General features: G+C 70.7%; 25 protein-coding genes. 11 read left to right on the forward strand and 14 right to left on the reverse strand.

Features of this window, described 5'->3' with window-relative positions:
* Positions 1-3 precede the first annotated feature (3 nt).
* Complete coding sequence (locus tag OIU81_RS28500) at positions 4-732, reverse strand: peptidase E (RefSeq protein ID WP_329152336.1); 729 nt, start codon at positions 730-732, stop codon at positions 4-6.
* 131 nt (positions 733-863) lie between these two features.
* Between OIU81_RS28500 and OIU81_RS28505 the strand changes: the two genes are divergently transcribed.
* From OIU81_RS28505 to OIU81_RS28515, 3 genes are all read left to right on the forward strand, one after another.
* Entirely contained in the window at positions 864-1,769 is a 906-nt protein-coding gene (locus tag OIU81_RS28505; protein WP_329152338.1) for a sterol desaturase family protein, read from the forward strand.
* Positions 1,766-2,476 (forward strand): lysoplasmalogenase, encoded by a 711-nt coding sequence (locus OIU81_RS28510; RefSeq protein ID WP_329152340.1) that lies wholly within the window; start codon positions 1,766-1,768, stop codon positions 2,474-2,476. The genes OIU81_RS28505 and OIU81_RS28510 overlap by 4 nt, the downstream gene beginning before the upstream one ends.
* 63 nt (positions 2,477-2,539) lie before the next feature.
* Complete coding sequence (locus OIU81_RS28515) at positions 2,540-3,583, forward strand: zinc-dependent alcohol dehydrogenase family protein (RefSeq protein WP_329152342.1); 1,044 nt, start codon at positions 2,540-2,542, stop codon at positions 3,581-3,583.
* A gap of 136 nt (positions 3,584-3,719) precedes the next feature.
* Here the strand turns inward: OIU81_RS28515 and OIU81_RS28520 are convergent, their stop codons facing one another.
* Complete coding sequence (locus tag OIU81_RS28520; RefSeq protein ID WP_329152344.1) at positions 3,720-5,234, reverse strand: S8 family serine peptidase; 1,515 nt, start codon at positions 5,232-5,234, stop codon at positions 3,720-3,722.
* Between the two features lie 142 nt (positions 5,235-5,376).
* Positions 5,377-5,616 (reverse strand): hypothetical protein, encoded by a 240-nt coding sequence (locus OIU81_RS28525; RefSeq protein WP_329152345.1) that lies wholly within the window; start codon positions 5,614-5,616, stop codon positions 5,377-5,379.
* Positions 5,617-5,835: 219 nt separating this feature from the next.
* Here OIU81_RS28525 and OIU81_RS28530 point away from each other — a divergent pair, with 219 nt between their 5' ends.
* The 3 genes from OIU81_RS28530 to moaA all read left to right on the forward strand — a co-directional run bounded on the left by OIU81_RS28530 (position 5,836) and on the right by moaA (position 9,025).
* A complete protein-coding gene (locus OIU81_RS28530) occupies positions 5,836-6,180 on the forward strand; it encodes a DUF485 domain-containing protein (protein ID WP_329152347.1) in 345 nt (114 codons plus the stop codon).
* A complete protein-coding gene (locus OIU81_RS28535; protein WP_329152349.1) occupies positions 6,177-7,814 on the forward strand; it encodes a solute symporter family protein in 1,638 nt (545 codons plus the stop codon). The genes OIU81_RS28530 and OIU81_RS28535 overlap by 4 nt, the downstream gene beginning before the upstream one ends.
* A 221-nt stretch (positions 7,815-8,035) precedes the next feature.
* The gene (gene moaA, locus OIU81_RS28540; RefSeq protein WP_329152351.1) at positions 8,036-9,025 is read left to right on the forward strand and encodes a GTP 3',8-cyclase MoaA; all 990 of its coding nucleotides are present in this window, start codon (positions 8,036-8,038) and stop codon (positions 9,023-9,025) included.
* Between the two features lie 12 nt (positions 9,026-9,037).
* Here moaA and OIU81_RS28545 read toward each other — a convergent pair whose 3' ends face one another.
* Both OIU81_RS28545 and OIU81_RS28550 read right to left on the reverse strand, forming a co-directional pair.
* Positions 9,038-9,292 carry a hypothetical protein gene (locus OIU81_RS28545; RefSeq protein WP_329152352.1) on the reverse strand — a complete coding sequence of 85 codons (255 nt, stop codon included), beginning with the start codon at positions 9,290-9,292 and terminating at the stop codon, positions 9,038-9,040.
* A gap of 210 nt (positions 9,293-9,502) precedes the next feature.
* Complete coding sequence (locus tag OIU81_RS28550; protein ID WP_329152354.1) at positions 9,503-9,877, reverse strand: DUF3099 domain-containing protein; 375 nt, start codon at positions 9,875-9,877, stop codon at positions 9,503-9,505.
* Between the two features lie 211 nt (positions 9,878-10,088).
* On the opposite strand from OIU81_RS28550, the gene OIU81_RS28555 reads away from it, so the two are divergent.
* Positions 10,089-10,367, forward strand: coding sequence for a GlsB/YeaQ/YmgE family stress response membrane protein (locus tag OIU81_RS28555; RefSeq protein ID WP_329152356.1), 279 nt, complete (start codon positions 10,089-10,091; stop codon positions 10,365-10,367).
* Positions 10,368-10,476: 109 nt separating this feature from the next.
* Here the strand turns inward: OIU81_RS28555 and tyrS are convergent, their stop codons facing one another.
* The 7 genes from tyrS to tgmA all read right to left on the reverse strand — a co-directional run bounded on the left by tyrS (position 10,477) and on the right by tgmA (position 17,174).
* On the reverse strand, positions 10,477-11,880 hold the full coding sequence (tyrS, locus tag OIU81_RS28560; protein ID WP_329152358.1) for a tyrosine--tRNA ligase: 1,404 nt from the start codon (positions 11,878-11,880) through the stop codon (positions 10,477-10,479).
* A 142-nt stretch (positions 11,881-12,022) separates the two neighbouring features.
* Positions 12,023-13,468 (reverse strand): metallopeptidase TldD-related protein, encoded by a 1,446-nt coding sequence (locus tag OIU81_RS28565; protein WP_329152360.1) that lies wholly within the window; start codon positions 13,466-13,468, stop codon positions 12,023-12,025.
* A gap of 263 nt (positions 13,469-13,731) precedes the next feature.
* Positions 13,732-13,974 carry a hypothetical protein gene (locus OIU81_RS28570; protein ID WP_329152362.1) on the reverse strand — a complete coding sequence of 81 codons (243 nt, stop codon included), beginning with the start codon at positions 13,972-13,974 and terminating at the stop codon, positions 13,732-13,734.
* Positions 13,975-14,401: 427 nt separating this feature from the next.
* On the reverse strand, positions 14,402-14,752 hold the full coding sequence (locus tag OIU81_RS28575; RefSeq protein WP_329152363.1) for a hypothetical protein: 351 nt from the start codon (positions 14,750-14,752) through the stop codon (positions 14,402-14,404).
* An 85-nt stretch (positions 14,753-14,837) separates the two neighbouring features.
* Complete coding sequence (locus tag OIU81_RS28580; RefSeq protein WP_329152364.1) at positions 14,838-15,995, reverse strand: methyltransferase domain-containing protein; 1,158 nt, start codon at positions 15,993-15,995, stop codon at positions 14,838-14,840.
* Complete coding sequence (gene tgmB, locus OIU81_RS28585; protein ID WP_329152366.1) at positions 15,992-16,939, reverse strand: ATP-grasp ribosomal peptide maturase; 948 nt, start codon at positions 16,937-16,939, stop codon at positions 15,992-15,994. Before tgmB ends, OIU81_RS28580 begins: the two co-directional genes overlap by 4 nt.
* A 1-nt stretch (position 16,940) precedes the next feature.
* Positions 16,941-17,174: a putative ATP-grasp-modified RiPP gene (tgmA, locus tag OIU81_RS28590; protein WP_329152367.1), complete on the reverse strand. Its 234-nt coding sequence runs from the start codon at positions 17,172-17,174 to the stop codon at positions 16,941-16,943.
* Between the two features lie 835 nt (positions 17,175-18,009).
* On the opposite strand from tgmA, the gene OIU81_RS28595 reads away from it, so the two are divergent.
* Together OIU81_RS28595 and OIU81_RS28600 are read left to right on the forward strand one after the other, a co-directional pair.
* Positions 18,010-18,849 (forward strand): helix-turn-helix domain-containing protein, encoded by an 840-nt coding sequence (locus OIU81_RS28595; RefSeq protein ID WP_329152369.1) that lies wholly within the window; start codon positions 18,010-18,012, stop codon positions 18,847-18,849.
* Positions 18,846-19,064, forward strand: a complete 219-nt coding sequence (locus tag OIU81_RS28600; RefSeq protein ID WP_329152371.1) for a DUF397 domain-containing protein — start codon at positions 18,846-18,848, stop codon at positions 19,062-19,064. The genes OIU81_RS28595 and OIU81_RS28600 overlap by 4 nt, the downstream gene beginning before the upstream one ends.
* A gap of 136 nt (positions 19,065-19,200) precedes the next feature.
* Here the strand turns inward: OIU81_RS28600 and OIU81_RS28605 are convergent, their stop codons facing one another.
* Positions 19,201-20,733, reverse strand: coding sequence for a TldD/PmbA family protein (locus OIU81_RS28605; protein WP_329152373.1), 1,533 nt, complete (start codon positions 20,731-20,733; stop codon positions 19,201-19,203).
* Positions 20,734-21,015: 282 nt separating this feature from the next.
* On the opposite strand from OIU81_RS28605, the gene fabG reads away from it, so the two are divergent.
* Both fabG and fabI read left to right on the forward strand, forming a co-directional pair.
* A complete protein-coding gene (gene fabG, locus OIU81_RS28610) occupies positions 21,016-21,720 on the forward strand; it encodes a 3-oxoacyl-[acyl-carrier-protein] reductase (RefSeq protein ID WP_329152375.1) in 705 nt (234 codons plus the stop codon).
* A gap of 5 nt (positions 21,721-21,725) precedes the next feature.
* Positions 21,726-22,496 carry an enoyl-ACP reductase FabI gene (gene fabI / locus OIU81_RS28615; RefSeq protein ID WP_329152377.1) on the forward strand — a complete coding sequence of 257 codons (771 nt, stop codon included), beginning with the start codon at positions 21,726-21,728 and terminating at the stop codon, positions 22,494-22,496.
* Between the two features lie 172 nt (positions 22,497-22,668).
* On the opposite strand, the gene OIU81_RS28620 is transcribed toward fabI, so the two are convergent.
* Complete coding sequence (locus tag OIU81_RS28620) at positions 22,669-23,352, reverse strand: FadR/GntR family transcriptional regulator (protein ID WP_329152379.1); 684 nt, start codon at positions 23,350-23,352, stop codon at positions 22,669-22,671.
* Positions 23,353-23,435: the final 83 nt, after the last annotated feature.

Below are 23,435 nucleotides of genomic sequence, written 5' to 3' on the forward strand. Positions count from 1 at the left end.
GGGTCAGGCCCACGCCCCGCCCTGAGCCCCCAGCACCCGCGCCGCCTGCGCCACCTCCCGCACCGCACCGTCCGGGCCGGCGGTCACCCGGTGGAGGGTGGCGCCGGGTTTCCGGGTGACCACCTCCACCGGGCGGCCGCCGGTGAACAGCGCGGCGGCACCGTCGTCGACCGCCCAGCCGCCGGGCAGCGCACCGCCGCCCACGGCCGCCAGATAGCCGGGACGGCGCCCGGGCTCGCTGTCGTAGTGCGGGCACAGGCTGCCCGGCAGCAGCCCCAGCCCGTCGGCGAGCGGCGCCGGCGGGCCGAAGGAGTCGGAGAGCGCGCTCTCGAACCAGCAGCACGCCCCGGCACTGATGCCGCACAGCAGCACCCCCGACTCCCCGGCCTCGCGCAGGACGGAGTCCAGGCCGTGCGCCCGCCAGACGGCGAGCATGGTGGCGGTGTTGCCGCCCCCGACGTAGACGATGTCCTGGGCCAGGACGAAGGCCCGCAGATCGCCCACGGTGCGACGGAACAGCTCCAGATGGCTCGGCTCGCAGTCCCGTGCGCCGAACGCCGTGTGGAACCTCTCGACATATCCGGGCGCATCGCCGCTCGCGGTGGGCAGAAAGCAGATCCGCGGCCGCGCCCGCCCCGAGGCGCCCAGGACGAAGTCGTCGAGGAGGGTGTCGGGGTCGTCGGAGAAGCCGCCGCCGAGCACGGCGAGGGTGGGGGTGGGGGTGCCGGTCATCGGACCTCGATTCGGGCCGTCGTGGAGGCGTGGGGGAGGACACCGTCGCACCACAGCTGACGATGCGTCTTACATACTTCTCGGTAACAACCTCTAGCGGCACCGCCGTCCACGCCTTTATGGTGCGGGGCATGCCGCACCTGCCCGATGTCCTGTTGTGGTCCATCCCGGCCTTCGTCCTGCTCGCCGTGATCGAGATGGTGAGCTACCGCCTGCATCCCGACGAGGAGGCGGCGGGCTATGAGGCCAAGGACGCCGCCACCAGCATCGGTATGGGCCTGGGCAGCCTGGTCTTCGACGCGCTGTGGAAGTTCCCCATCGTGGCGATCTACGCCGCGGTCTACGAGCTCACCCCGCTGCGGATACCCGTGCTGTGGTGGACGCTGCCGCTGATGCTGCTCGCCCAGGACTTCTTCTACTACTGGTCGCACCGCGGTCACCACGTCATCCGCATCCTGTGGGCCTGCCACGTGGTCCACCACTCCAGCAAGAAGTTCAACCTCACCACCGCCCTGCGGCAGCCCTGGACGACCTGGACCGTCTGGCCCTTCTACGTCCCGATGATCGCCCTCGGCGTGCATCCGGCCGCGATCGCCTTCACCTCCGGGGCCAACCTCGTCTACCAGTTCTGGGTGCACACCGAGCGGGTCGGCAAACTGCCCCGGCCCGTCGAGTTCGTGCTCAACACCCCCTCCCACCACCGCGTCCACCACGCCTCGCAGGGCGGCTACCTGGACCGCAACTACGGCGGGATCCTGATCATCTGGGACCGGATGTTCGGCTCGTTCGTCGCCGAGACCGAGCGGCCGGTGTACGGACTCACCAAGAACGTCGAGAGCTTCAACCCGCTGCGGGTGGCCACCCACGAGTACGCCGCCATCGCCCGCGACCTGCGCGCCGCGGACAGCTGGCGCGAGCGCGCCGGACGCGTCTTCTGCGGACCGGGCTGGCAGCCGGCCGAGCGGGCCGCCGCGGGCGCACCGGCCGCGGGCCCCTCCCCGCAGGCGCGCGCCTCCGTCGAGGAGTCCGCCGCGTGAGGGCACGTTGGCCGCGGGCCGCGGGGCCCCTGCTGTGGATCTTTCTCGCGCTGGCCCTGGTGCACCTCGGCGCGCTGCTCGGGGGCGTGACGGCCGTCGCACAGCTCACCAAGCCCGCGCTGATGCCGGTGCTCACCGGCTACGCGCTGGCCCGCGGCGGCCCGCCGCTGCTCGCCGGTGCCCTGCTGTTCGGCTGCGGCGGCGACACCTTCCTCCAGATCGGCGGGGACCTCGCCTTCCTGGTGGGCATGGGCTCCTTCGCCGCCGGGCACGTCTGCTACCTGCTGCTGTTCGTCCGGCACGGGACCCCGCCCGGCGGCGGCCGGCCCGGCCGCACACCCGCGCTCGCCGCCGGGTACGGCGCCGTGCTGGCCGTCACCGTCGTGCTGCTGTGGCCCGACCTCCCGGCCGCGCTGCGGATCCCGGTCGCCGGCTACAGCCTGCTGCTCACCGCGATGGCGTTCGGGGCGCTGCGGGCGGGGCCGTGGGCCGCGCTCGGCGGGCTGCTCTTCCTGCTCTCCGACACCCTCATCGCCAGTGGCATCGCTCACTGGCCGCAGCTGCCGCTGCCCCAGTTCTGGATCATGTTCACCTATGCCGCGGCCCAGTACGCCCTGGCCGAGGGGGTGTTGCGGAAGCTCATCGGCGCGGACCGGCAGCCCGCACCCCGGCCGGCCCCGGCGCTCCCAGGGGCAGGCGTTCCGTAGCACCGGCGTAGCGTACGGCGGGTACGTCCACCGAGCCCCGAGCAGAACGAGGAACGCCCCCGCATGCGCGCCACCACCATCCACGCCGCCCATGACATCCGCGTCGACGACGTCCCCGATGCCGCCGTCCGCAAGCCCCACGACGCCGTCGTCCAGGTGCTGCGGGCCTGTATCTGCGGCAGCGACCTGTGGGCGTACCGCGGTACGGCGGCGCGCGAGAAGGGCCAGCGGATCGGGCACGAATTCCTCGGGGTGATCGCCGAGACCGGCGCCGAGGTCACCGGCCTTACCGTGGGCGACCTGGTCGTGGCCCCCTTCATGTGGTCCGACGGCGACTGCGAATACTGCGCCGACGGGCTGACCACCTCGTGTGTGGACGGTGGCTTCTGGGGCGATCCGGGCTCCGACGGCGGCCAGGGCGAGGCCGTCCGGGTGCCGTACGCCGACGCCACCCTCGTCAAGCTGCCCGCCGAGGCCGCGGGCGACGACCGGCTGCTGACCGGCCTGCTGGCGCTCACCGACGTCCTGGGCACCGGCCACCACGCCGCCCTCGGCGCGGGCGTGCGGCCCGGCTCCACGGTCGCGGTGGTCGGCGACGGCGCGGTGGGACTGTGCGCGGTGCTGGCCGCCAGGCGACTGGGCGCCGAGCGGATCATCGCCCTCGGCCGGCACCGGGCCCGTACCGACCTCGCCCGCACCTTCGGCGCCACCGACGTGGTCGCCGAGCGCGGCGAGGCGGCCGTCGCCGCGGTCCGCGAACTCACCCGCGGCCAGGGCGCCCCCGCCGTCATCGAGGCGGTCGGCACCGAGCAGTCGATGCGCACCGCGGTCGGCATCACCCGCCCCGGCGGCGCCATCGGCTGGGTCGGCGTCCCGCACGGCAGCGGCAACGGCCTGGACATGCGCGCCCTCTTCAACCACAACATCGCCGTCCGCGGCGGTGTCGCCCCGGTCCGCAGCTACATACCCGAGCTCCTCCCCGACATCCTGGACGGCACCCTCGACCCCGCCCCGGTCTTCGACCTCACCGTCGACCTGGCGGGCGTCCCCGACGGCTACCGCGCCATGGACGACCGCACCGCCCTGAAGGTGCTGGTCAAGCCCTGAACGACGGGCCGGTGCGGCCCGGCGCGAGCGCCGCGGACCGGCCTGACCGGCGGACCCGCGCGTCCCGCGACGCGTCGGGCCGGGTGGCACCCGCGCCACCCGGCCCCTCCCGCAACGGCCGTGACCGGCCCGGGAGTTACTTCTTCACCGCGTCCAGGGCATCGACGATGCCGTAGCCGAAGTGGCTGTTGACGTGCTTGGTGCCGGTGCAGGTGGCGTCCCCCGTGGGGCAGCCGGGGTTGTCCGCCTGCTCCTTGAGGAGCCACTGGAGCTCCTGCGGGCTGGACTTCGGGTGGGCGCTCTTGAGCAGCGCCGCGACGCCGGCGACGTGCGGGGTCGCCATGGAGGTGCCGGCCAGGTAGGCCCAGTCGCCGCCCGGCATGGTGGAGAGGATGTTGCCGTTCTTGGCGGGCAGCTCCGGCACCTGCCGGGAGTCACCGCCCGGCGCGGCCACATTGATCTGGCCCAGGCCGTAGTTCGAGTAGTACGACTTGAGCTGGTGCACGCCCGTCGCCGCGACCGTCACCGTGCCCGGCAGCTGGGTGGGCACGTCCCAGCAGGTCTTGGGGTTGACGGTGCGCTCGACCGGGGTGGAGTCGTTCGGGCTGGAGGCGTCGGGCAGCTGGGGAGCCGCCAGGTCGAGGGCGGAGTTGCCCGCCGCGGCGATATTGAGCACGCCCTTGCGCTGGGCGTAGCTCGCCGCACGGCCGACCGCGTCGATGATGGCGGCCTGGTCCGCGTCGTCCTTGCAGTTGAACATCCACGGGTCGACGTAATAGCTGTTGTTCGTGACCGCGATGCCGTGGTCGGCGGCGAAGACGAACGCGCACACCACGCTCTCGGCGTAGAAGAGGCTGGTCTCCGGCTCGCTGACCTTCAGGGCGGCGATCTTCACGCCCGGGGCGACCCCCGCCACGCCGATGCCGTTACGGGCCGCGGCGATGGTGCCCGCGACATGGGTGCCGTGGTAGTCCTCGTCCGGGTTCCAGGGACGCCAGGCGCCCTTGGAGGTGTCGGCCACGCCGCCCACGCAGTTGGCGGACTGCTTCGCGGAGAAGTTGGGCTTCAGATCGGGGTGGGTGTCGTCCACCCCGGTGTCGATGATGCCGACGGTGACGTTCCTGCTGCCGGGGTTCACCTTCGCGGCCTTGTCGGCCTTGATGGCGGGCAGGTCCCACTGCAGCGGCTCGAGCGGCTCCTCGCCGTTCGCCTTCGCCGCGCTGCCGGCCGCCTTGAGCTGCGCCTTCGACAGGTCGATCCGCTGCGGCTTGCCGACGTCGGTGGTGCCCTGCGCCTTCAGCGGCGCGGTGCGGGTCGCGCCCGCCGACTGCACACCCGGCACCGCGCGCATCACGGCGGCGAACTGCGGGTTGGCCGAGTGGACGACGGTCACGCCTATCCGCTCATGGGCGATGACCACCTTCCCGCCGGCCTTGGTTATCGCCTTCGCGATCCGGCCGGCCATGGTGTGGCCGGGCGTGGCGTTCACGACGTACGACAGCAGCGGGCCGCTGTCCGAGGCGGCGGCGGCCGGGGTGGTGTCCGCGGACGCGGCGGTGGCTGCGGTCGGCAGGAAACCGAGGGACGCCGTCAGAGCCAGTCCGAGCGGAACGGCCAGCGCCCGCATGCGTCTGGAACGGGGATGAGCCATGGGTACTCCACATCATCCGTGAGACCGCCCGTGCACGGATTGCGCACGGGCGGATACATGAGACGTGAAGTTATCGGCGATCACCGGCCCACAGCAATGGAACGGGGAGAAAACCTGTCAGGAGCGGCGAATTGAGTGCGTGTCAGGCCGGTCCGCGGCGGTTTTGAGGGGGCGTCACGGCAGATCGGACGTCGCGCCGCAGGGCGGCGATGCTCAGCAGCGGCAGGGCGATCCGCGGGCCGTACCAGCGGCGCGCGGCGGCGGCCGGGCCGGAGTGCGGCTCCGGCGGGGCGACGGGGAGCGGCGCCGGCAGCCGGACACTGCCGTAGGGGCGCCGGCGGGGAGCGGGGGGCTGCGGGGCCTGCTGTGGCGGCGGGTTCACACCGGGCTCAACGAAGCGCCCCGTGCACGGTGGCGGCCGCCGCGGCCATTGCACGGATTCTTCTGCGAGGCAACCAACGACCCCCTGTCGCATCGTATGACGCACCTCTACCATGCGTGATCTACCTCACTTACCTGAGTTTTACCGTCGGCCCGGCTCCCTCGGTGGAGCGCCGCCGGACCGGCACCGGGAACCCGCCCCTTCGTGTCAGGAGATTCCGTGAGCGCCGCACCGACCCTCGACCCGGGGACACACGAGCCGCCCGACTACCTCCAAGTGCAGTCGAGCGCGGAATTCGGTGAACTCCGCCGCGCACACCGCTCGTTCGCCTTTCCGGTCACCGTCGCCTTCCTCGTCTGGTACCTCGGCTACGTACTGCTGTCGAGCTACGCCGGCGGCTTCATGGCCCGTAAGGTCCTCGGCCACCTCAACGTCGCCTTCGTCCTCGGTCTCGCCCAGTTCATGACGACCTTCCTCATCGCCTGGTGGTACTCCCGGCACGCCGCCGCCCGTCTCGACCCCAGGGCCGAGGCCATCAAGTCCCGCCTGGAGGGCGACGCATGAACCTCACCCCCGACCCGCTCGCGCTCCCGCTCGCGGCCGGCGGCGCGAGCGAGCACCGCACCCTGATCATCACCCTCTTCGCGGCCTTTGTCGCCGCCACCCTGGGACTCACGGTCCGGGCCGGCCGGCAGACGAAGGGCGCGGAGGACTTCTACGCCGGCGGCCGGCAGTTCAGCGGCTTCCAGAACGGCCTGGCCATCTCCGGCGACTACATGTCCGCCGCGTCCTTCCTCGGCATCGCCGGCGCCATCGCCCTCTTCGGCTACGACGGCTTCCTCTACTCCATCGGCTTCCTGGTCGCCTGGCTCGTCGCCCTGCTCCTGGTCGCCGAACCGCTGCGCAACTCCGGCCGGTTCACCATGGGGGACGTGCTCGCCTACCGGATGCGCCGGCGCCCGGTCCGTACCGCCGCCGGCATCTCCACCATCGTCGTCTCGATCTTCTACCTGCTCGCCCAGATGGCGGGCGCGGGCGCCCTGGTCACCCTGCTCCTGGGCATCACCAGCGAGGCGGGCAAGATCCTGGTCGTCGTGCTGGTCGGCGTCATGATGATCCTCTACGTCGCCATCGGCGGGATGAAGGGCACCACCTGGGTCCAGATGGTCAAGGCGGTGCTGCTGATCGCCGGCACCCTGCTGATCACGATCCTGGTGGCGCTGAAGTTCCACTTCAACATCTCCACGCTGCTCGGCGCCGCCGCCGAGAACAGCGGCAAGGGCTCCGCCTTCCTGGAGCCCGGCCTCAAATACGGGGCCACCGCCACCTCGAAGATCGACTTCATCTCGCTGGGCCTCGCCCTCGTCCTGGGCACCGCGGGCCTGCCGCACATCCTCATCCGCTTCTACACGGTCCCCACCGCCAAGGCTGCCCGGAAGTCCGTGAACTGGGCGATCGCCATCATCGGCGGCTTCTATCTGATGACCATCGCGCTCGGCTTCGGCGCCGCCGCCCTCCTCAAGCCCGCCACGATCATCGCGTCCAACAAGGCGGGCAACACCGCGGCGCCGCTGCTCGCCCAGCAGATCGGCGGCGGCCCCGGCTCCACCGGCGGCGCCGTCCTGCTGGCCGTGATCTCCGCCGTGGCCTTCGCCACCATCCTCGCGGTGGTCGCCGGACTCACCCTCGCCTCCTCCTCGTCCTTCGCCCACGACCTGTATGTCAACGTCCTGCGCAAGGGCCGGGCCACCGAGAAGGAGGAGATCGGCGCGGCCCGCTGGGCGACCGTCGGCATCGGCGGTGTCGCCATCGTCCTGGGGGTCTTCGCCCGCGGGCTGAACGTCGCGGGTCTGGTGGCGCTGGCCTTCGCGGTCGCCGCCTCCGCCAACCTTCCGACCCTCCTCTACAGCCTGTTCTGGAAGCGCTTCACCACCCGCGGCGCGCTCTGGTCCATCTACGGCGGCCTCGCCTCCTCCGTTCTGCTGGTGCTCTTCTCCCCGGTCGTCTCCGGCAAGGAGACCTCGATGTTCCCCGGTGCCCACTTCGGCTTCTTCCCGCTGGAGAACCCCGGCCTGATCTCCATCCCGCTGGGCTTCCTGCTCGGCTGGCTGGGATCCGTGCTCTCCACGGAGGAGCCGGACGCCGCGAAGTACGCCGAGCTGGAGGTCCGGTCGCTGACCGGGACCGGGGCGCACTGACGCGGACCGCTGGGCCGTCCCTACAGGGCACGGGCGGGGTGGCGTCGTAGAGAGCTACGAGGCCACCCCGCCCACCTCGTGCTTCTGCCGCCTGCTCGCTGTCACACCCATCGCGTAGGCTCGAAGACGTACAACCCGCAGAAGACACAGACGACACAGACGACGCAGCTGCCCGCGACAGGCGGACTTCCTGCGCCGACATCTCTCGGGGAGGGGGCCCTGTGCTCATCGATACCTACGGTCGTGTGGCCACCGACCTGCGCGTTTCGCTCACCGACCGCTGCAATCTGCGGTGCACGTACTGCATGCCGGAAGAGGGCCTGCAGTGGCTCGCCAAGCCCGATCTGCTCACCGACGACGAAATCGTCCGGCTGATCACCCTCGCCGTGCGGGACCTGGGCATCGACGAGGTCCGCTTCACCGGCGGGGAACCACTGCTCCGCCCCGGCCTGCCCGGCATCATCGAGCGCGTCGCCGCCCTCACCCCACGCCCCCAGATGTCGCTGACCACCAACGGCATAGGTCTGCAACGCACGGCGGCCGCGCTGCGCGACGCCGGGCTCGACCGCGTCAACGTCTCGCTGGACACCCTGCGGCCGGAGGTCTTCCAGGCCCTGACCCGCCGCAAGCGGCACGACGACGTACTACGCGGTCTGGAGGCGGCCCGCGCGGCCGGTCTGACCCCCATCAAGGTCAACGCCGTCCTGATGCCGGGCCTCAACGACGACGAGGCCCCCGACCTCCTGGCCTGGGCCGTCGCCCACGACTACGAGCTCCGCTTCATCGAGCAGATGCCCCTGGACGCCCAGCACGGCTGGAAGCGCGACGGCATGATCACGGCAGGTGACATCCTCACCTCGCTGCGCACCCGCTTCACGCTCACCCCCGAGGGCAGCGACGAACGCGGCTCCGCACCCGCCGAGCGCTGGCTGGTGGACGGCGGCCCGCACCGCGTCGGCGTGATCGCCTCCGTCACCCGCCCGTTCTGCCGGGCCTGCGACCGCACCCGGCTCACGGCCGACGGCCAGGTGCGCACCTGCCTGTTCGCCACCGAGGAGACGGACCTGCGGACGGCGCTGCGCTCCGGGGCCCCCGACGACGAGATCGCCCGTCTGTGGACGGCCGCGATGTGGGGCAAGAAGGCGGGCTCCGGCCTGGACGACCCGTCCTTCCTGCAGCCCGAGCGCCCGATGTCCGCGATCGGCGGCTGAGCCGGAGCGGCGTCAGCGGCCGGCGGCCGCCGCCTCCCACTCCGCCAGCGTGACCACGTCCTTGAGGAAGCCGCGCACCCCGAGGAACTGCGACAGATGCTCCCGGTGCTCCTCGCACGCCAGCCAGGTCTTGCGCCGGTCCGGAGTGTGCAGCTTCGGGTTGTTCCAGGCCAGCACCCACACGGCGGCGGTGCGGCAGCCCTTCGCGGAGCAGATGACGGCGCTGTCGTCCCGGGCGGCGGGATCCTGGGGATTCGGGGAGTTCACGGCCTCAACCCTACGTCCTGTGCACGGCCGTTCCTGGGCCACGGACATGACGACGCCGGGCAGCCACGGGGGGAGCCGCCCGGCGTCGGTCCGTCGCTCCGACGGGGGATGCGGAGCGCGTACGCAGTATGTCACGGGGTAGGGGGCCCGGTGCACCGGAACTCCATGATTGATCTGAGCTTTTCTTGAGCTTTGCAGACCGCGCGATGATCAGTCGGGACCGGGCCGCGCGCCGGATGCGCCCGTCGCCGGCCGCTTCGGAACGGACGGGGCGGGGGCGTCGGAGCCCTCCCGCGTCAGCATCGGCCTGGTGGGCGCCGCGATGAAGGTCTTCGGGAGTGAAGTGGCGTTCTCCCGGCCCGCGTTGGCGATCACCACCGCGATATAGGGCAGCGCCAGACCCAGCACCAGCGTCGCGATCGCCACGGGCCGCTCGACGTTCCACAGCACCACGGTCAGCACCACGGCCACCGTCCGCACCACCATCGAGATCACATACCGGCGCTGCCGCCCGCGGACGTCGTCGGACAGCCCCTGCCGGGCCCCCGTGATCCGGAAGGCCTGGCCGCTGCTCTGCTTCCGCATCACGTTCCACCACCTGCTCAGTCGTGCCGGATTCTCCCCGATATCCGGTCGGATTCCACGGTACGCCGCGGCCGCGCCGCCGACGAGACCGGGTCGTGCCCCACACCGCCCGGCCCCCCCCGTGTACCCGCCCGGCTCCGGGGTGCGCCCGGGACGCCGCGGAGCGACACTGAGGGGCGAGCATCTGCACCGTGCCGCAAGAGGAGGCGTCATGACGTGGTTGTGGGCCATCATCGTGGGCCTGGTGCTGGGCCTGATCGCCAAGGCCATCATCCCGGGCAAGCAACAGATCCCGCTCTGGCTGACCGTGATCTTCGGCATGCTGGGCAGCGTCCTGGGCAACTGGGCCGCCACCGGCCTCGGGGTCGCCGACACCCGGGGCATCGACTGGATCCGGCACCTGCTGCAACTGGCCGGCGCCGTCGTCATCGTCGCCCTCGGGGACCGGCTGTGGGTCTCCCTGCGCGGCCACAAGAGACACGCGACCTAAGGACGATCGGCGGCTGCGTCCGGCCGGTGGGGCCGGACGCCGGACCGATGGCACGACAGGGGCGGCCGGCGCGCACCCGCGCGCACCGGCCGCCCACCGCTTTACCGGCTCAGCGGCCGTCGAGCTGCGCCAGCTTCCGTCCGGCCTTCAGGTACGCCACCCCGGTGGTGTCCGTCAGCTTCTCGGCCAGCACCTCGCCCAGCGGGCGGACGGCATCGGCCTCGGCGAGCACCACGGTCCGCTGACCGTCCGCACCCTCCACGACCAGCCGCAGCGCGTTCTGCTTGGCCAGCCGCCGCGCCGCCGAGGCGCTCGGGGTGAACTCCAGCACGCTCGTCAGCACCGTCGCCACCGTCTCGGCGGCGTGCGCGGCGACCTCGACGACCGGCAGCGACTCCACATCGGAGAACGACTTCTTGGAGAACTGCGCGATGAACCCGGCGCGCGCCGCCATCGCCGCCTCCAGGCCGTACAGCGCGGCCACGACCTCGCCCGCGAGGACCTTCTTCAGGTCCATCGGGTGCAGCGAGCGGTCCGCGATCCGGCCCAGGGCGAGCCCGATCTCCTCGTCGGTCCACTCCGTCCAGGCCTTGAGGTACGGCTCCATCAGCCGGTCCGGCACCGACATGATCTTGCCGAAGACATCGTCGGCGGGCGCGCCCAGCCCGACGTAATTGCCCTTGGACTTGGACATCTTGGCGCCCGTGCCGTCCGTGCCCTCGATCAGCGGCATGGTCACCACCAGCTGCGGACGCTGCCCGCGCAGCTCCATCAGCTTGCGGCCCATCTGCAGATTCAGCAGCTGGTCGGAGCCGCCCAGCTCCACATCGCACTCCAGCGCCACCGAGTCCAGGCCCTGCGCGATGGGGTAGAGCAGCTCCGTCATGGTCAGACCGGACCCGGCGGCCAGCCGGTTGCGGAAGTCCTCGCGCTGCAGCAGCTGCGAGGCCGGCACCTGGGCGAGCAGCGAGAGCAGCTCCGGGAAGGTGTACGGCGCCAGCCACTCGCTGTTCTGCCGGAAGCTGACCTTCTCGAAGTCGAAGAAGGGGCGCACCTGTTCGCGGTAGGTGGCGAGGTTGTGCGCGATGTCCTCGTCGGTCAGCGGCGGGCGCTCGGCGGTACGGCCCGAGGGGTCGCCGATCTTGGCGGTGAAGTCACCGATGATCAGCGTGACGTCATGGCCCAGCCGCTGGAACCGGCTCAGCACGATCAGCGGGACGGCGTGCCCGAGGTGCACATCGGTTGCCGTCGGGTCGATGCCCAGCTTGATGTGCAGGCCGCCGCCGGCCGCCCGGCGCTCCTCGATCCGCTCGGCCAGCGCCGCCACGCCCGGCAGGACCTCGACCGTACGGGCCGCGATCAGCTCGGCCTGCTCCTTGGCGGGCAGGTCCGTCAGGTCGAGATAGCGCCGCGCGCCCGTCTCCTGGAGCAGCTCCTGGACCGTGGCGTCCGAGGAGAGGTCGGCGGAGAGCAGCGTGCTGGCGCGGGCGACGGATTCGCCGAGGCGTGTCATGGCGTTCCTGATCGATCGGTATTTCCCGTGAGGGAGGACAGGGTGTCCCGTAAGGGACCGGGCAGAAGTCTATGGCCAGCGCGGCGGGCCCCACACACGGGTTTGTGCGCGCGGGGCCCGGGGCCGGGCGCGCCCGGCCCCGTCACACCCCCCGGCTGACCGAACTCATGTGGAAGTCGGCGACGCGCAGGGCCGGCATCGCGGCCCGGGTGAAGTAGTCGCCCCACTCGCGCGGCAGGGTCCGCTCCGTACGGCCCGCCTCCACCGCCCGGGACAGCAGATCCACCGGCGACTCGTTGAACCGGAAGTTGTTGACCTCGCCGGTCACCTCGCCGTTCTCGACGAGGTAGACGCCGTCCCGGGTCAGCCCGGTCAGCAGCAGCGTCGCCGGGTCCACCTCGCGGATGTACCACAGACAGGTCAGCAGCAGCGTGGGACCGTCGTGCCCGGAGGCCGCCACCATCTCGTCCAGCGAGCGCGAACCGCCGCCCTCCAGGAGGAGGTTGTCGATACCCGGCGCCACCGGGAGGCCGGTCAGCCCGGCGCTGTGCCGGGTGGTCGGCAGCCGGTGCAGGACGCCCTCGCGGATCCACTCGGTGGGTGCGAGCGGCAGCCCGTTGTCGAACACCGAGGCGTCGTCCCCGGAGGAGTGCGCCAGAACGAATGGGGCGCACTCCAGACCGGCCGCCCGGGGGTCGCTGCGCAGCGTCAGCGGCAGCGCGCTGAGCCGCTCGCCCAGCCGGGTGCCCGCGCCGGGCCGGGCCCGGTCCGCGTCGCTCGCGTCGGCCGGCCGGGAGAAGACCGTACGGCCCTCCGCGGCGTCGCGGGCCCCGGACGACCACATCTGGTAGATCAGCAGGTCGGCGACGGCGGTCGGCGGCAGCAGCGTCTCGTACCGCCCGGCGGGCAGCTCGACCCGCCGCCGCGCCCAGCCCAGCCGCCGGCTCAGCTCGGCGTCCATCTCCCGCGGATCGACGTCGGTGAAGTCACGGGTCGCCCGCCCCGCCCAGGCCGAGCGGGGTTCGGCCGCGCCCCCGGCCGACTTGGCGTTCAGCTCCAGCGTCCCGGTGGGCTGGTCGTGCCGCAGCCGCAGCCCGGCCGAGGTGCCCAGATACGACGAGACGACGCCGTGGTGGGCGAAGCCGTACAGCTCCCGGCCGCCGGAGCGGGCCTGCCGGAAGGCCTCGCCCAGCGCCGGCGCGAACGCCGCGAACACCTCCGAGGAGGTCTCGGCGGGCGCCTCGGTGAAGTCCGCGGACGTCTTCTCGCCGCCCACCAGCGGCTGCGCGTCCTCGGCCGGTCCGGCCTCCCGGGCCGCCGCCTCGGCGGCCCGGACCAGCGGCTCCAGCTCGTCCGCCGTCACCGCGGAGCGCGTCACGACGCCGGAGGCGGTGCCCTGGCTACCGTCGACGGTCGCCACGACGGTGAGGGTGCGGCCGCGGGTGACGCCGTTGGTGGTGAGCGCATTGCCCGCCCAGCGCAGATTGGCGCTGGAGTGCTCGTCGGCGATGACCACACAGCCGTCGGCCCGGGAGAGCTCCAGGGCCCGCTCGACGATCTCGTGCGGTGTACGGGTGCGACGGCTCATCGACCGGCCTCCTGCGTCGTGTGCGGCATGGTCACGGGGGGCACGTCCCGAAAGAGCCGGGCTCCGTGCACGGCCCGCCCCCTCCGCCCGGCATCTGTGCAGGTCAGACGGCTCAGGCGGCTCTTCATGGGTTACCCTCACTCCCTGTCCGTACCGGTGCGCCCCGGACTCCGCGGGCTCCGGCGATGCTGCGGCGTCGACCCGGGAGCAGAGCTTATCGGCGGCCCGCGCACGGGTGGAGACGGCAGTGATGCCCGTCCTGTTCAGTGTTTGAAGGCGCTCACCTCACCGGGCTCGGTCGCCAGCGCCGCACGGTCGAAGCGCAGCAGGGCACGGTCCTGCGGCACCGCTTTGACGCCTCCCTCGGGAACGGTGACCGTGGGCCGGCCCACGACGCTGTCCGCCACGGTGACGTGCAACGGGGTGCCGGTGCCCAACGTGGTGACCTTCAACAGCAACCACACCCTCATCGGCTTCGCGATCACCAACGCCTCCGGAGTAGCCACCGGCACGGCCACCTTCACCACCCCAGGCACCGCCGCCGTCACCGCGACGGCCACCGCCGCCGGGGCCCCTGCCCCTGCACCAACATCACGTCCCGGCCGGTCACTGTCACCGGCGCAATCCCGGGGCAGTGATCACCTTCCACTCCGGCGAAGCCAATGGGCCTGTCCTGTGCACCGCTGTGGCCGACAGCAACGGCAACGCCACCTGCAAGGGCATCATCAACCCCGTGCAAAGCGGCCTCGGCTCCACCGCAACCATCCCGTCCCGGGAGGTTTCCTCACCTCCAGCAACATCCTCATGCTCTGCCGGTTCGGTGGGTGAGGCGGCGAGCGTCCGGACGGGACCGTATGGCGGGGGTGGTGTGCAGCTGCTCCGCTGCTTGTGGGCGGCAGGGTCGAAGGCCGGGGGCCGTCCGCAAGACACGGTCTAGTCGTGCGGCAGGTCCGTGAGCTCCCACGAATGGTGCGATGGGTGCTCCGCGTACAGCATGCACGCTGACTGCTTCACGGGGTCAACGGTGGGATCGACCATTTCGCACGGTCTGACACAGACGTACGTGAAGTGCACGCCCTCCCACCGGACCCAGACCTGGTAATCGGCGTCCATCTCCTCCAGGAAGTCGGCGTGCACCTCGCCGTGCCCCTTGGCCAACTCGCAGACAACCTGTGCGTGCGGGTGCTCAGGGTCGGGGAAGCCCGCGAGCGGAGCATCGTCGTTCCGGCGCGTGTACATCAGCCCGATCCAAGGCGCGCGGGCGGACAGGTTGCAGTGGTCCACGGTTACCTCTCCGTCAGAGGAGCAAGGTCCCGTCCGGCTGCCCTGTGAGTGGGGAGAAGCCGGACGGGCCGTATGCGTCCGGTCATCAGATGGGGAAGGACCACGACCCGTCCGGGGACAGGAGGGAGCCGCCCTCGGCGGTGAGTTCGGCCCGCAGCGTGTGCAGGGGGAAGCGGTTGTTCTGCTCCCATGTGCGGCGGACCCGTTCCAGGCCATCCCAGAGCCGGCGGGGACCGCCCTGGTGAACCAGGGGTGTGGCCCCGTCCTCAGCACGTGCCCATGATCCGTCCGCTGCGAGGAGCCACACCACGCGCCGCCCGTCGTCCGGGTAGGTGGCCGCGCGGGTCTCGACTCCGGGTGTCTCCAGCTCGTACAGCCACCGAAGCGGCCATTCCTGCCATAGGTCGGGAATCGCTCCGTCCGTGGGCCGAACGTCCTCCCCTTCCCGTACGCGCGCGGACACGAAGATGTCGTTCAGCTTCGCCGGGTAGTCGACAGCCTGCCGGGCCGCCATGAAGGTCGCCGGGTCGGGCTGCACGGTGCCCCGTGCGACGCCATCGCTTCCCATGTCCGCCGTGATCAGAAGTGCGGTGTGCGCGACGGTCGTCACGAGCCGTCCGCCGGGACGCAGAGCGCGGAGCCACGGCGCAGGGACGGGCCGCACGGAAACGGTTGCCATGATGCGGTCATATTCCGGCTCCGGGAGTTCTCCGGTGGCGTCGATGGCTTCCACGCGCGGAGTGCGCCCGAACTCGGCGAGTCGCGTGCGAGCAGCCTCGACCACGTACGGATCCACGTCCACGCTGGTCACGTTCTCGTCCCCGAAGCGGCGGGCGAACAGACCGGCGGAGTATCCCGACCCCGTGCCCACGTCCAACACCTTGTGCCCGGGCCTCACGTCGAGCCGGTGCGCCATGGACACGATGAGCCCCGGCAGAGTGGACGACGAGGTGGGATCGCCCTTGCCGCGCTCGCCTCGGGTGGCGTGGTCAGCGTGAGTGGGACCGACCCGGGTCACCAGCGTTTCGTCGGCGTATGCGGCGTGCAGCCGCTCGGGTGAGGCGTCGGGAAGGTCTACCAACTCCCATTCCTGCGTGGGGCTGTCGGGGATGCGCTGCCACCAGCGCGGGATCAGCCGATGACGGGGGGTATTGCTCACCGAGTCGTGCCACTCAGGCGCGCCGGCGGTCACCTTGTCCGCCAGCTCCTTGGCGGCTTCGGTCCATGTGAAGGCCTCGGTCATGCGGTTTCTCCTTGCAGAGCATCGGCCATGGCTTCAACGAGCGGAACACCGGCCTTGACGGCAAGCCAGTGCCATTGACCGTTGGGGTTCACCTCGAAGAACACCCAACGCCCGTCCGGCGTGACGGCGAAATCCAATGCGCCGAAGAATAAGCCGAGTTCGTCCATGAGCAGGCGGACCCCTTGCTCGACTTCCGGAGGCAGGTCCACCACCTCATATGTGTGCGAGCGGTAGTCGGTTCGCCAGTCGAGTTGCGCGGCTTCGCTGTCCGTATGGATGGCGACGGGGAACATGCGCCCACCGATCACGGTCAAGCGCACTTCGTAAGCCTTGGCCACGCGTTCCTGAAATAGGTGCGCGGTACCGCTTACGCCGTCATCCACCTGGTCTGCGGAAACAAGAGCCACGGGGAGGAACTGCCGTTTCCCGTTGGGGCCGAGTACGCCACCACCGAGTCCCTTGTATACGACGGTGTCATCCCCCATGAACGTACGGGCGTGTTCGGGGTCCGAAGTGATCACGGAACGGGGCACGTTCAGTCCACATCGGGCGGCGGCGGCAAGTTGCTTGGGTTTGTAGTTCGCTGCCGCGTCGTCGGCGGGGTGGTTGATCCATCGGACGGGCAGAGAGCCGAGTACGCCGAGTAGCCCTGAGCGTGCTTCCGAGACCGCGAGTGCGCGGGCGTGTCCGGGCCAGTCATCGGGGGTCCTGAACTCGTTGGGCCGACGCCACCACACGGACTTGATGGATTCCAGGCGGACTCTTCGGGAGCCGGTGAGAGGGCCCGTCCAACCGTCCCCGGTAAGGGAGACGGCCAGACGGGAAGCGGTGGGAAAGTCGGCAGTGTCGTACCTGACGACGCGCTCACCGCGTGTCACCAGATCCTCCACCACTGCGTCGGCCGTGAGGTCGTCCCGGCCGGTCAGGATGAGGATGGATCGCATGTCAGTAGAGGTCGGTTCCGCTGTCGGACCCCGGGGACGAACCGTCACCGTTGCTTGTCTCCGTTTGCGTCTCGGGCATCTCCGCCGTGATCGCGTGCCACGGGTTGCCCTCGGCGGAGACGTTCAGTTGAAGCGTGTCGCTGTACGTGATGACGGGCGCTTCGCAGTTCGTCGGAGCCGGTGACAACAGGTGTCGGACGCCGAACGGGACGGGCGTAGTAGTAGCGGTGGTCATACTGCATTCCTCCTGCGTCGTCAGGTCATTTGGTGCTCTTACAGAACCGGTTGGTTGCCGACCGTCACGCAGGCAACCGGCCGGGGTGGAACCCGCCTTTACCGCAGAGCGAATCAATGTGGCAAGGGCGGAGTCTTTGGCGTCGGAGAGGGCGGGAACCTAGAGGCGGAAGGTGGCTCCGATGACGAATCCACATGAGCTGCTGACCATGATGATGAGCAGCGGCCCCGTAAAGGCGGCGGCCACTTGGTATGCACGCTTCACGTCTGCGTCCTCCCATCGGAAACCGCCATTGCGGCTGCGTTAGGGAGAGGGAAGGTGAGGGGAGCTTCAACCGGTACGCCGTCGTGCTGGGTGTGCCTCCGCAGCAATACCCGGCAGTCAGTGGCCTTCGATTGGTCGCCGGCCCGTTTGGCTTCCGCCAATTCGGCTCGCAGCTTCTGGCATTTTGAAGCAGGTCACAGTGAGCGCCCCAGAGGTCCGTACCGTTGGCGCCGTTCGTAGTCCTGGTGCATCCGCGCGCGAAGGCGGTTCAACGACTCACTGTCGTTGTCGCCGGCTCGCTCGTGCTCCGGCTGTACACCGTCATCCGGGCTCTTCGCGAACGGGCACCTCGGGTGCCCGCAGTCACTCGGTGGCTCACCGCGTTCGGGAGAGTCGGGGTCACTCGTCCTCCCCTCGCCCGCCGCTCGCCGAGCGCGGGGCTGTGGGGGAGTGCGCTTCCGTACCAACGCTCGCTCCTCTCTGTAGTCATTCAACTACCAAGGCGACTCAGCGTGGCCTAGAGTCGGGAACCCTTCAAGTAATCAGAACCGAAGGAGGGGTTGGGGAAGTCATGGTCAACCGCAGGGAGTTGGAGCCTGAAAGTAGCCCGGAAGCGGCCTACGGGGCCCGTCTGCGCAGGTTGCGGGAGGAGCGCGGGTGGGGGCAGGAAGATCTAGCCGGGATCATGGAATATTCCAGCCAGCACATTTCGGCTGTTGAAACTGCTCGGAAACCGCCAACCCTGCGTTTCTCGCGTAGCGCAGACCGCGCCTTCGGCATCGAGGAGACAGCGGACACATTCGAGCGTCAGTACCGCGAGATCAAACACGGCAGCCTGTTGGAAGGCTTCCCGGAGTACGTGGGGTACGAGGGCCGGGCGGTAGAGATTCGCCTGTTCCAGATCGGACTGGTCCCCGGTCTGTTACAGACGTCGGAGTACGCGCGGACGGTGGCTGATGGCGATGTCCAGCGCGGGGCCATCACATCCGAACAAGCCGAGGAACGAGTCTCTTTCCTTGTGGCGAGGCAAGATGCACTTGTGCGCACCCGGCCGCCGATGGTGCTTGTGGTGATGGACGAAAGCTGTCTCCGGCATGAGGTAGGCGGAGCCGAGGTCATGAAGGATCAGTTGAGGCAACTGGTCGATGTCGCATCGCGCCCCAACTGGGTACTGCAAGTGGCACCCTTCGGCATAGGCGCAAGGCGGTCATTCAACCTGCCGGTCAACCTCTTGACTCTGGCTGACCGATCAGTGGTCGCCTACGCGGAGTCACAAGCACGCGGGCACTTGGAGCGCGAGGGCAGTTCCGTGGTGTCCATGCTGACCGCATACCATCAGTTGCAGGCCGAAGCGCTGTCGCAGGCGACGTCTGTGGCCATGATCGAGCAGTTGCGAAAGGGCATCCCGTGACGACCGAATCCCCGGATTCTCCCCGCTGGTTCAAGTCCTCCTACAGCAGCAACGGCGGCGATTGCATCGAGGTCGCCACGAACCTCGCCGCCTCGCGCGGCGACGTTCCCGTCCGTGACTCCAAGGCCACGAGTGGACCGGTTCTGAGCTTCCCGTCCGACTCGTTTTCTTCCTTCGTGGCAGGCGTCAAGGCTGGAGAGTTCGGCACCGTCTGACCACCCGCTGCCGCGCCTGCCCTGCCCCGACTGCCCGTTGACCCTACGCGGGCGGCCGGGGCATGCGCATGCGCTGCCGACATGGCGCATCCCCGTGCAGACTTCGTGCGGACTCGGTGCCTCGATTTACTCCCGCTCAGGAACGCCCTGACTCCTTCGCGGTGTTCAGGATGTTCACACCCCGGAACAGTGCCGAGGGGCAGCCGTGGGAGACCGCGGCGACCTGGCCGGGTTGGGCCTTTCCGCAGTTGAAGGCGCCGCCGAGCACGTACGTCTGCGGTCCGCCGACCCCCGTCATGGAGCCCCAGAAGTCGGTGGTGGTCGCCTGGTAGGCCACGTCGCGCAGCTGCCCGGCCAGCCGCCCGTTCCGGATCGCGTAGGCGCGCTGCTGGGTGAACTGGAAGTTGTACCGCTGCATGTCGATGGACCAGGAGCGGTCGCCGACGACGTAGATGCCGCGTTCCACGCCCGAGATCAGTGCGTCGGTGGACGGTCCGTCCGGTGCCGGCTGCAGGGAGACGTTCGCCATCCGCTGGACCGGTACATGGTCCGGGGAGTCCGCGTAGGCGCATCCGTTGGAGCGGGAGAAGCCGGTCAACTTGGCGATTCTGCGGTCGAGTTGATAGCCGACCAGGGTGCCGTCCTTGATCAGGTCCCAGGACTGGGCGGCCACCCCCTCGTCGTCGTAGCCGATCGTGGCGAGGCCGTGCTCGGCGGTCCGGTCGCCGGTCACGTTCATCAGCGCGGAGCCGTACGCCAGCGTGCCGAGCTGGTCGAAGGTGGCGAACGAGGTGCCCGCGTACGCCGCCTCGTAGCCCAGTGCGCGGTCCAGCTCGGTGGCGTGGCCGATCGACTCATGGATCGTCAGCCAGAGGTTGGAGGGATCCACCACCAGGTCGTAGGTGCCGGCCTCGACGCCGGGTGCGCGCATCTTCTCGGCGAGGTGCTCCGGGAGGCGGGCGAGTTCCGCGTCCCAGTCGTGGTGGCCGCCGGTCAGGTACTCCCAGCCGCGACCGGCCGGCGGGGCGAGGGTGCGCATCGAGTCGAAGTCGCCGCTCACCGGGTCCACGGCGACGGCCGTCAGCTCGGGGTGCAGCCGCACCCGCTGCTGGGTGGTGCTGGTGCCCGCGGTGTCCGCGTAGAACTTGTTCTCCTGGACGGTCAGCAGCGAGGCGTCGGCGTGGGCCACGCCCTTGTCGGCCAGCAGCCGCGCGCTCCAGTCGGCCAGCAGCCCGGTCTTCTCGCCGTCCGGCACGTCGAACGGGTTGATCTCGTACGAGGAGACCCAGGTGCGGTCCGGATGCGCGGGCTCCGGCGCCAGCTCCACCCTCTCGTCGGAGCCCGCGGCGCGGCTCACCTTCGCCGACAGCTTCGCCATCGCCACGGCCTGCGCGGCCACCCGCGCCGCCGCGTCCATCGTCAGATCCACCCCGGACGCGAAGCCCCAGGACCCGCCGTGCACCACCCGCACCGCGTACCCGAGGTCGGTGGTGTCGGAGGTCCCGGAGGTCCGGGCGTCCCGCAGCCGCCAGGCGGCGCTGCGGATCCGCTCCAGGCGGAAGTCCGCGTGGTCGGCGCCCAGTGCGCGGGCCCGGGCCAGCGCGGCGTCGGCCAGCGCGCGCAGCGGCAGCGCCAGGAACGAGTCGTCGAGGGCGTGGCGTGCAGGCAAGGGTTCCTCCCGTGGTCGGCGCCTGCATCATGCCCTGCGGCGCGCCCGCGGCCCAGTGCGCGGCGGGGCGGGGCACGGTGCGTCGGCCGGGCGGGGCGGCGCCGGGCCCGGGGCGACACGGCCCGCCGGGGCTCGCGGGGTGTGGCGCCCGGGGCGTGGTTCTGTGGGATCCCGACAGTCACCGGCGCACGTGCCTGTCCGTGCTCGATTCCACGGATGCGCCCCGTGACCGATAGTTTCGTATCGAACGCAGGACGGACAGGAAACGGAAAGGGTGATCTCTTGAGCCGCTCGGTTCTGGTCACCGGAGGTAACCGCGGCATCGGCCTCGCCATTGCCCGTGCCTTCGCCGAGGCAGGCGACCAGGTCGCCATCACCTACCGCTCGGGCGAGCCGCCCGCGGGGTTTTTGGCCGTGAAGTGCGACATCACGGACAGCGAGCAGGTCGAGCAGGCGTACAAGGAGATCGAGGAGAAGCAGGGTCCGGTCGAGGTGCTGGTGGCCAACGCCGGCGTCACCCGTGACCAGCTGCTGATGCGGATGTCCGAGGAGGACTTCACCTCGGTACTGGAGACCAACCTCACCGGCACGTTCCGGGTGGTCAAGCGCGCCAACCGCGCGATGCTGCGGGCCCGCAAGGGCCGGGTCGTGCTGATCTCGTCCGTCGTGGGCCTGATGGGTGCTCCGGGCCAGGCGAACTACGCCGCCTCCAAGGCCGGGCTGGTGGGCTTCGCCCGCTCGCTCGCCCGGGAGCTGGGCAGCCGCAACATCACCGTCAACGTCGTCGCCCCCGGCTTCGTCGACACCGACATGACCCGTGTGCTCACCGATGAGCAGCGGGAGGGCATCGTCAAGCAGGTACCGCTCGCGCGGTATGCGCAGCCCGAGGAGATCGCCGCCTCGGTTCGCTTCCTGGCCTCCGACGAGGCCGCTTACATCACCGGAGCCGTCATTCCTGTCGACGGCGGATTGGGCATGGGTCACTGATCAGCATGAGTGGAATCCTCGCAGGCAAGCGGATCCTGGTCACGGGAGTCCTGACCGAGTCGTCGATCGCGTTCCAGGCGGCCAAGGTCGCCCAGAACGAGGGCGCCGAGGTCATCCTCACCGGCTTCGGCCGGCTCTCGCTCGTCGAGCGGATCGCCAAGCGGCTGCCCAAGCCCGCGCCGGTCATCGAGCTGGACGTCACCAACCAGGAGCACCTGGACGGGCTGGCCGACAAGATCCGCGAGCACCAGGGCGAGGGCGCCCGTCTCGACGGCATCGTGCACTCCATCGCCTTCGGCCCGCAGGGCGCCTTCAACTTCCTGGAGGCGGAGTGGTCCGACGTGGGCACCGCGGTCCAGGTCTCGGCGTACTCGTACAAGTCGCTGACGATGGCCTGCCTGCCGCTGATGGAGCACGGCGGCGCGGTCGTCGGCCTCACCTTCGACGCGCAGATCGCCTGGCCGAAGTACGACTGGATGGGCGTGGCCAAGGCCGCGCTGGAGAGCACCAACCGCTACCTGGCGCGTGACCTCGGCCCCCGGAACATCCGCTGCAACCTGGTCTCGGCGGGCCCGATCAAGTCGATGGCCGCCAAGTCCATCCCCGGATTCGAGGAGCTGGCGGACGTGTGGAACCACCGCGCCCCGATCGGCTGGGACCTGGCCGACCCGGAGCCGGCCGGCCGCGGTGTCGTCGGCATGCTGTCCGACTTCTTCCCGCGGACGACCGGCGAGATCGTGCACGTCGACGGCGGTGTGCACATGATGGGCGCCTGACGCCCGCCCGTACGACTTCGTACCGCCCGTCCCGGTTCGCCGGGGCGGGCGGTATGTGGTTTCCGGGGCGGGGGAGGCGCGTACGGCCGGCCCGCGGTGCCACGGCGTCCGCGATGTCCGGGGCGGCGGGTCCGCGCCGGGGAGCGCCCGCCGGTGGTCAGCCCGCCGGCGGTCAGTCCGCTTCCGGGCCGCCGAGCCGGCAGCCGAAGGGGTGCGCACCGGCCTCGGCGGCGGCCCGGTCGCCGTCGCCCGCACGGATCGCCGCCACCAGCCGGTCGTGGTCCATGAGGCTCTCGGGCCGCAGCTCCTCGCCCACATCCGCCCGCAGGAAGTCGCGCAGGACGCCCCCGAGGTCGGCATAGATCTCGGCCAGCACCTCGTTGTGCGCGGCCGCCACGATCGCCATGTGCAAGGTCGCGTCCGCCTCCACGAAGGCCTCCGCCGCACCGGACTCCCAGGCCCGCTCGCGCCGCTCCAGCAGGGTGTCGAGCTGCCGCAGGTCATGGGCGGTGCGACGGCGGGCGGCGAGCCGGGCGGCGGACGCCTCCAGGGCGCTGCGCAGCTCGGCGATGTGGCGGGGCTCGGCGGCCGCGAACCGCCGGTTCATCACCCCGGCCAGTTCGCTGGTCGCCACCACGTACGTGCCCGAGCCCTGCCGGATGTCCAGCAGCCCGTTGTGGGCCAGCGCCCGGACGGCCTCGCGGACGGTGTTCCGGGCCACCCCGAGCTGCTCGACCAGCTCCGGCTCGGTCGGGATACGGGAGCCCACCGGCCACTCACCGGAGGTGATCTGGGCGCGCAGCTGCGTGATCACCTGGTCGGCCAGCGCGGACCGGTGGGGCGAGGACAGGGGCATGGGTGCGCTCCGGGGTGGGAGGGGAGTCGGACGGTCGCCGTGCGGCGCGGTGGACCCGGCTGGTCCCCGGCGCCGCGGCGGGC

This window comes from Streptomyces sp. NBC_01454 (assembly GCF_036227565.1).
Lineage (GTDB): Bacteria > Actinomycetota > Actinomycetes > Streptomycetales > Streptomycetaceae > Streptomyces.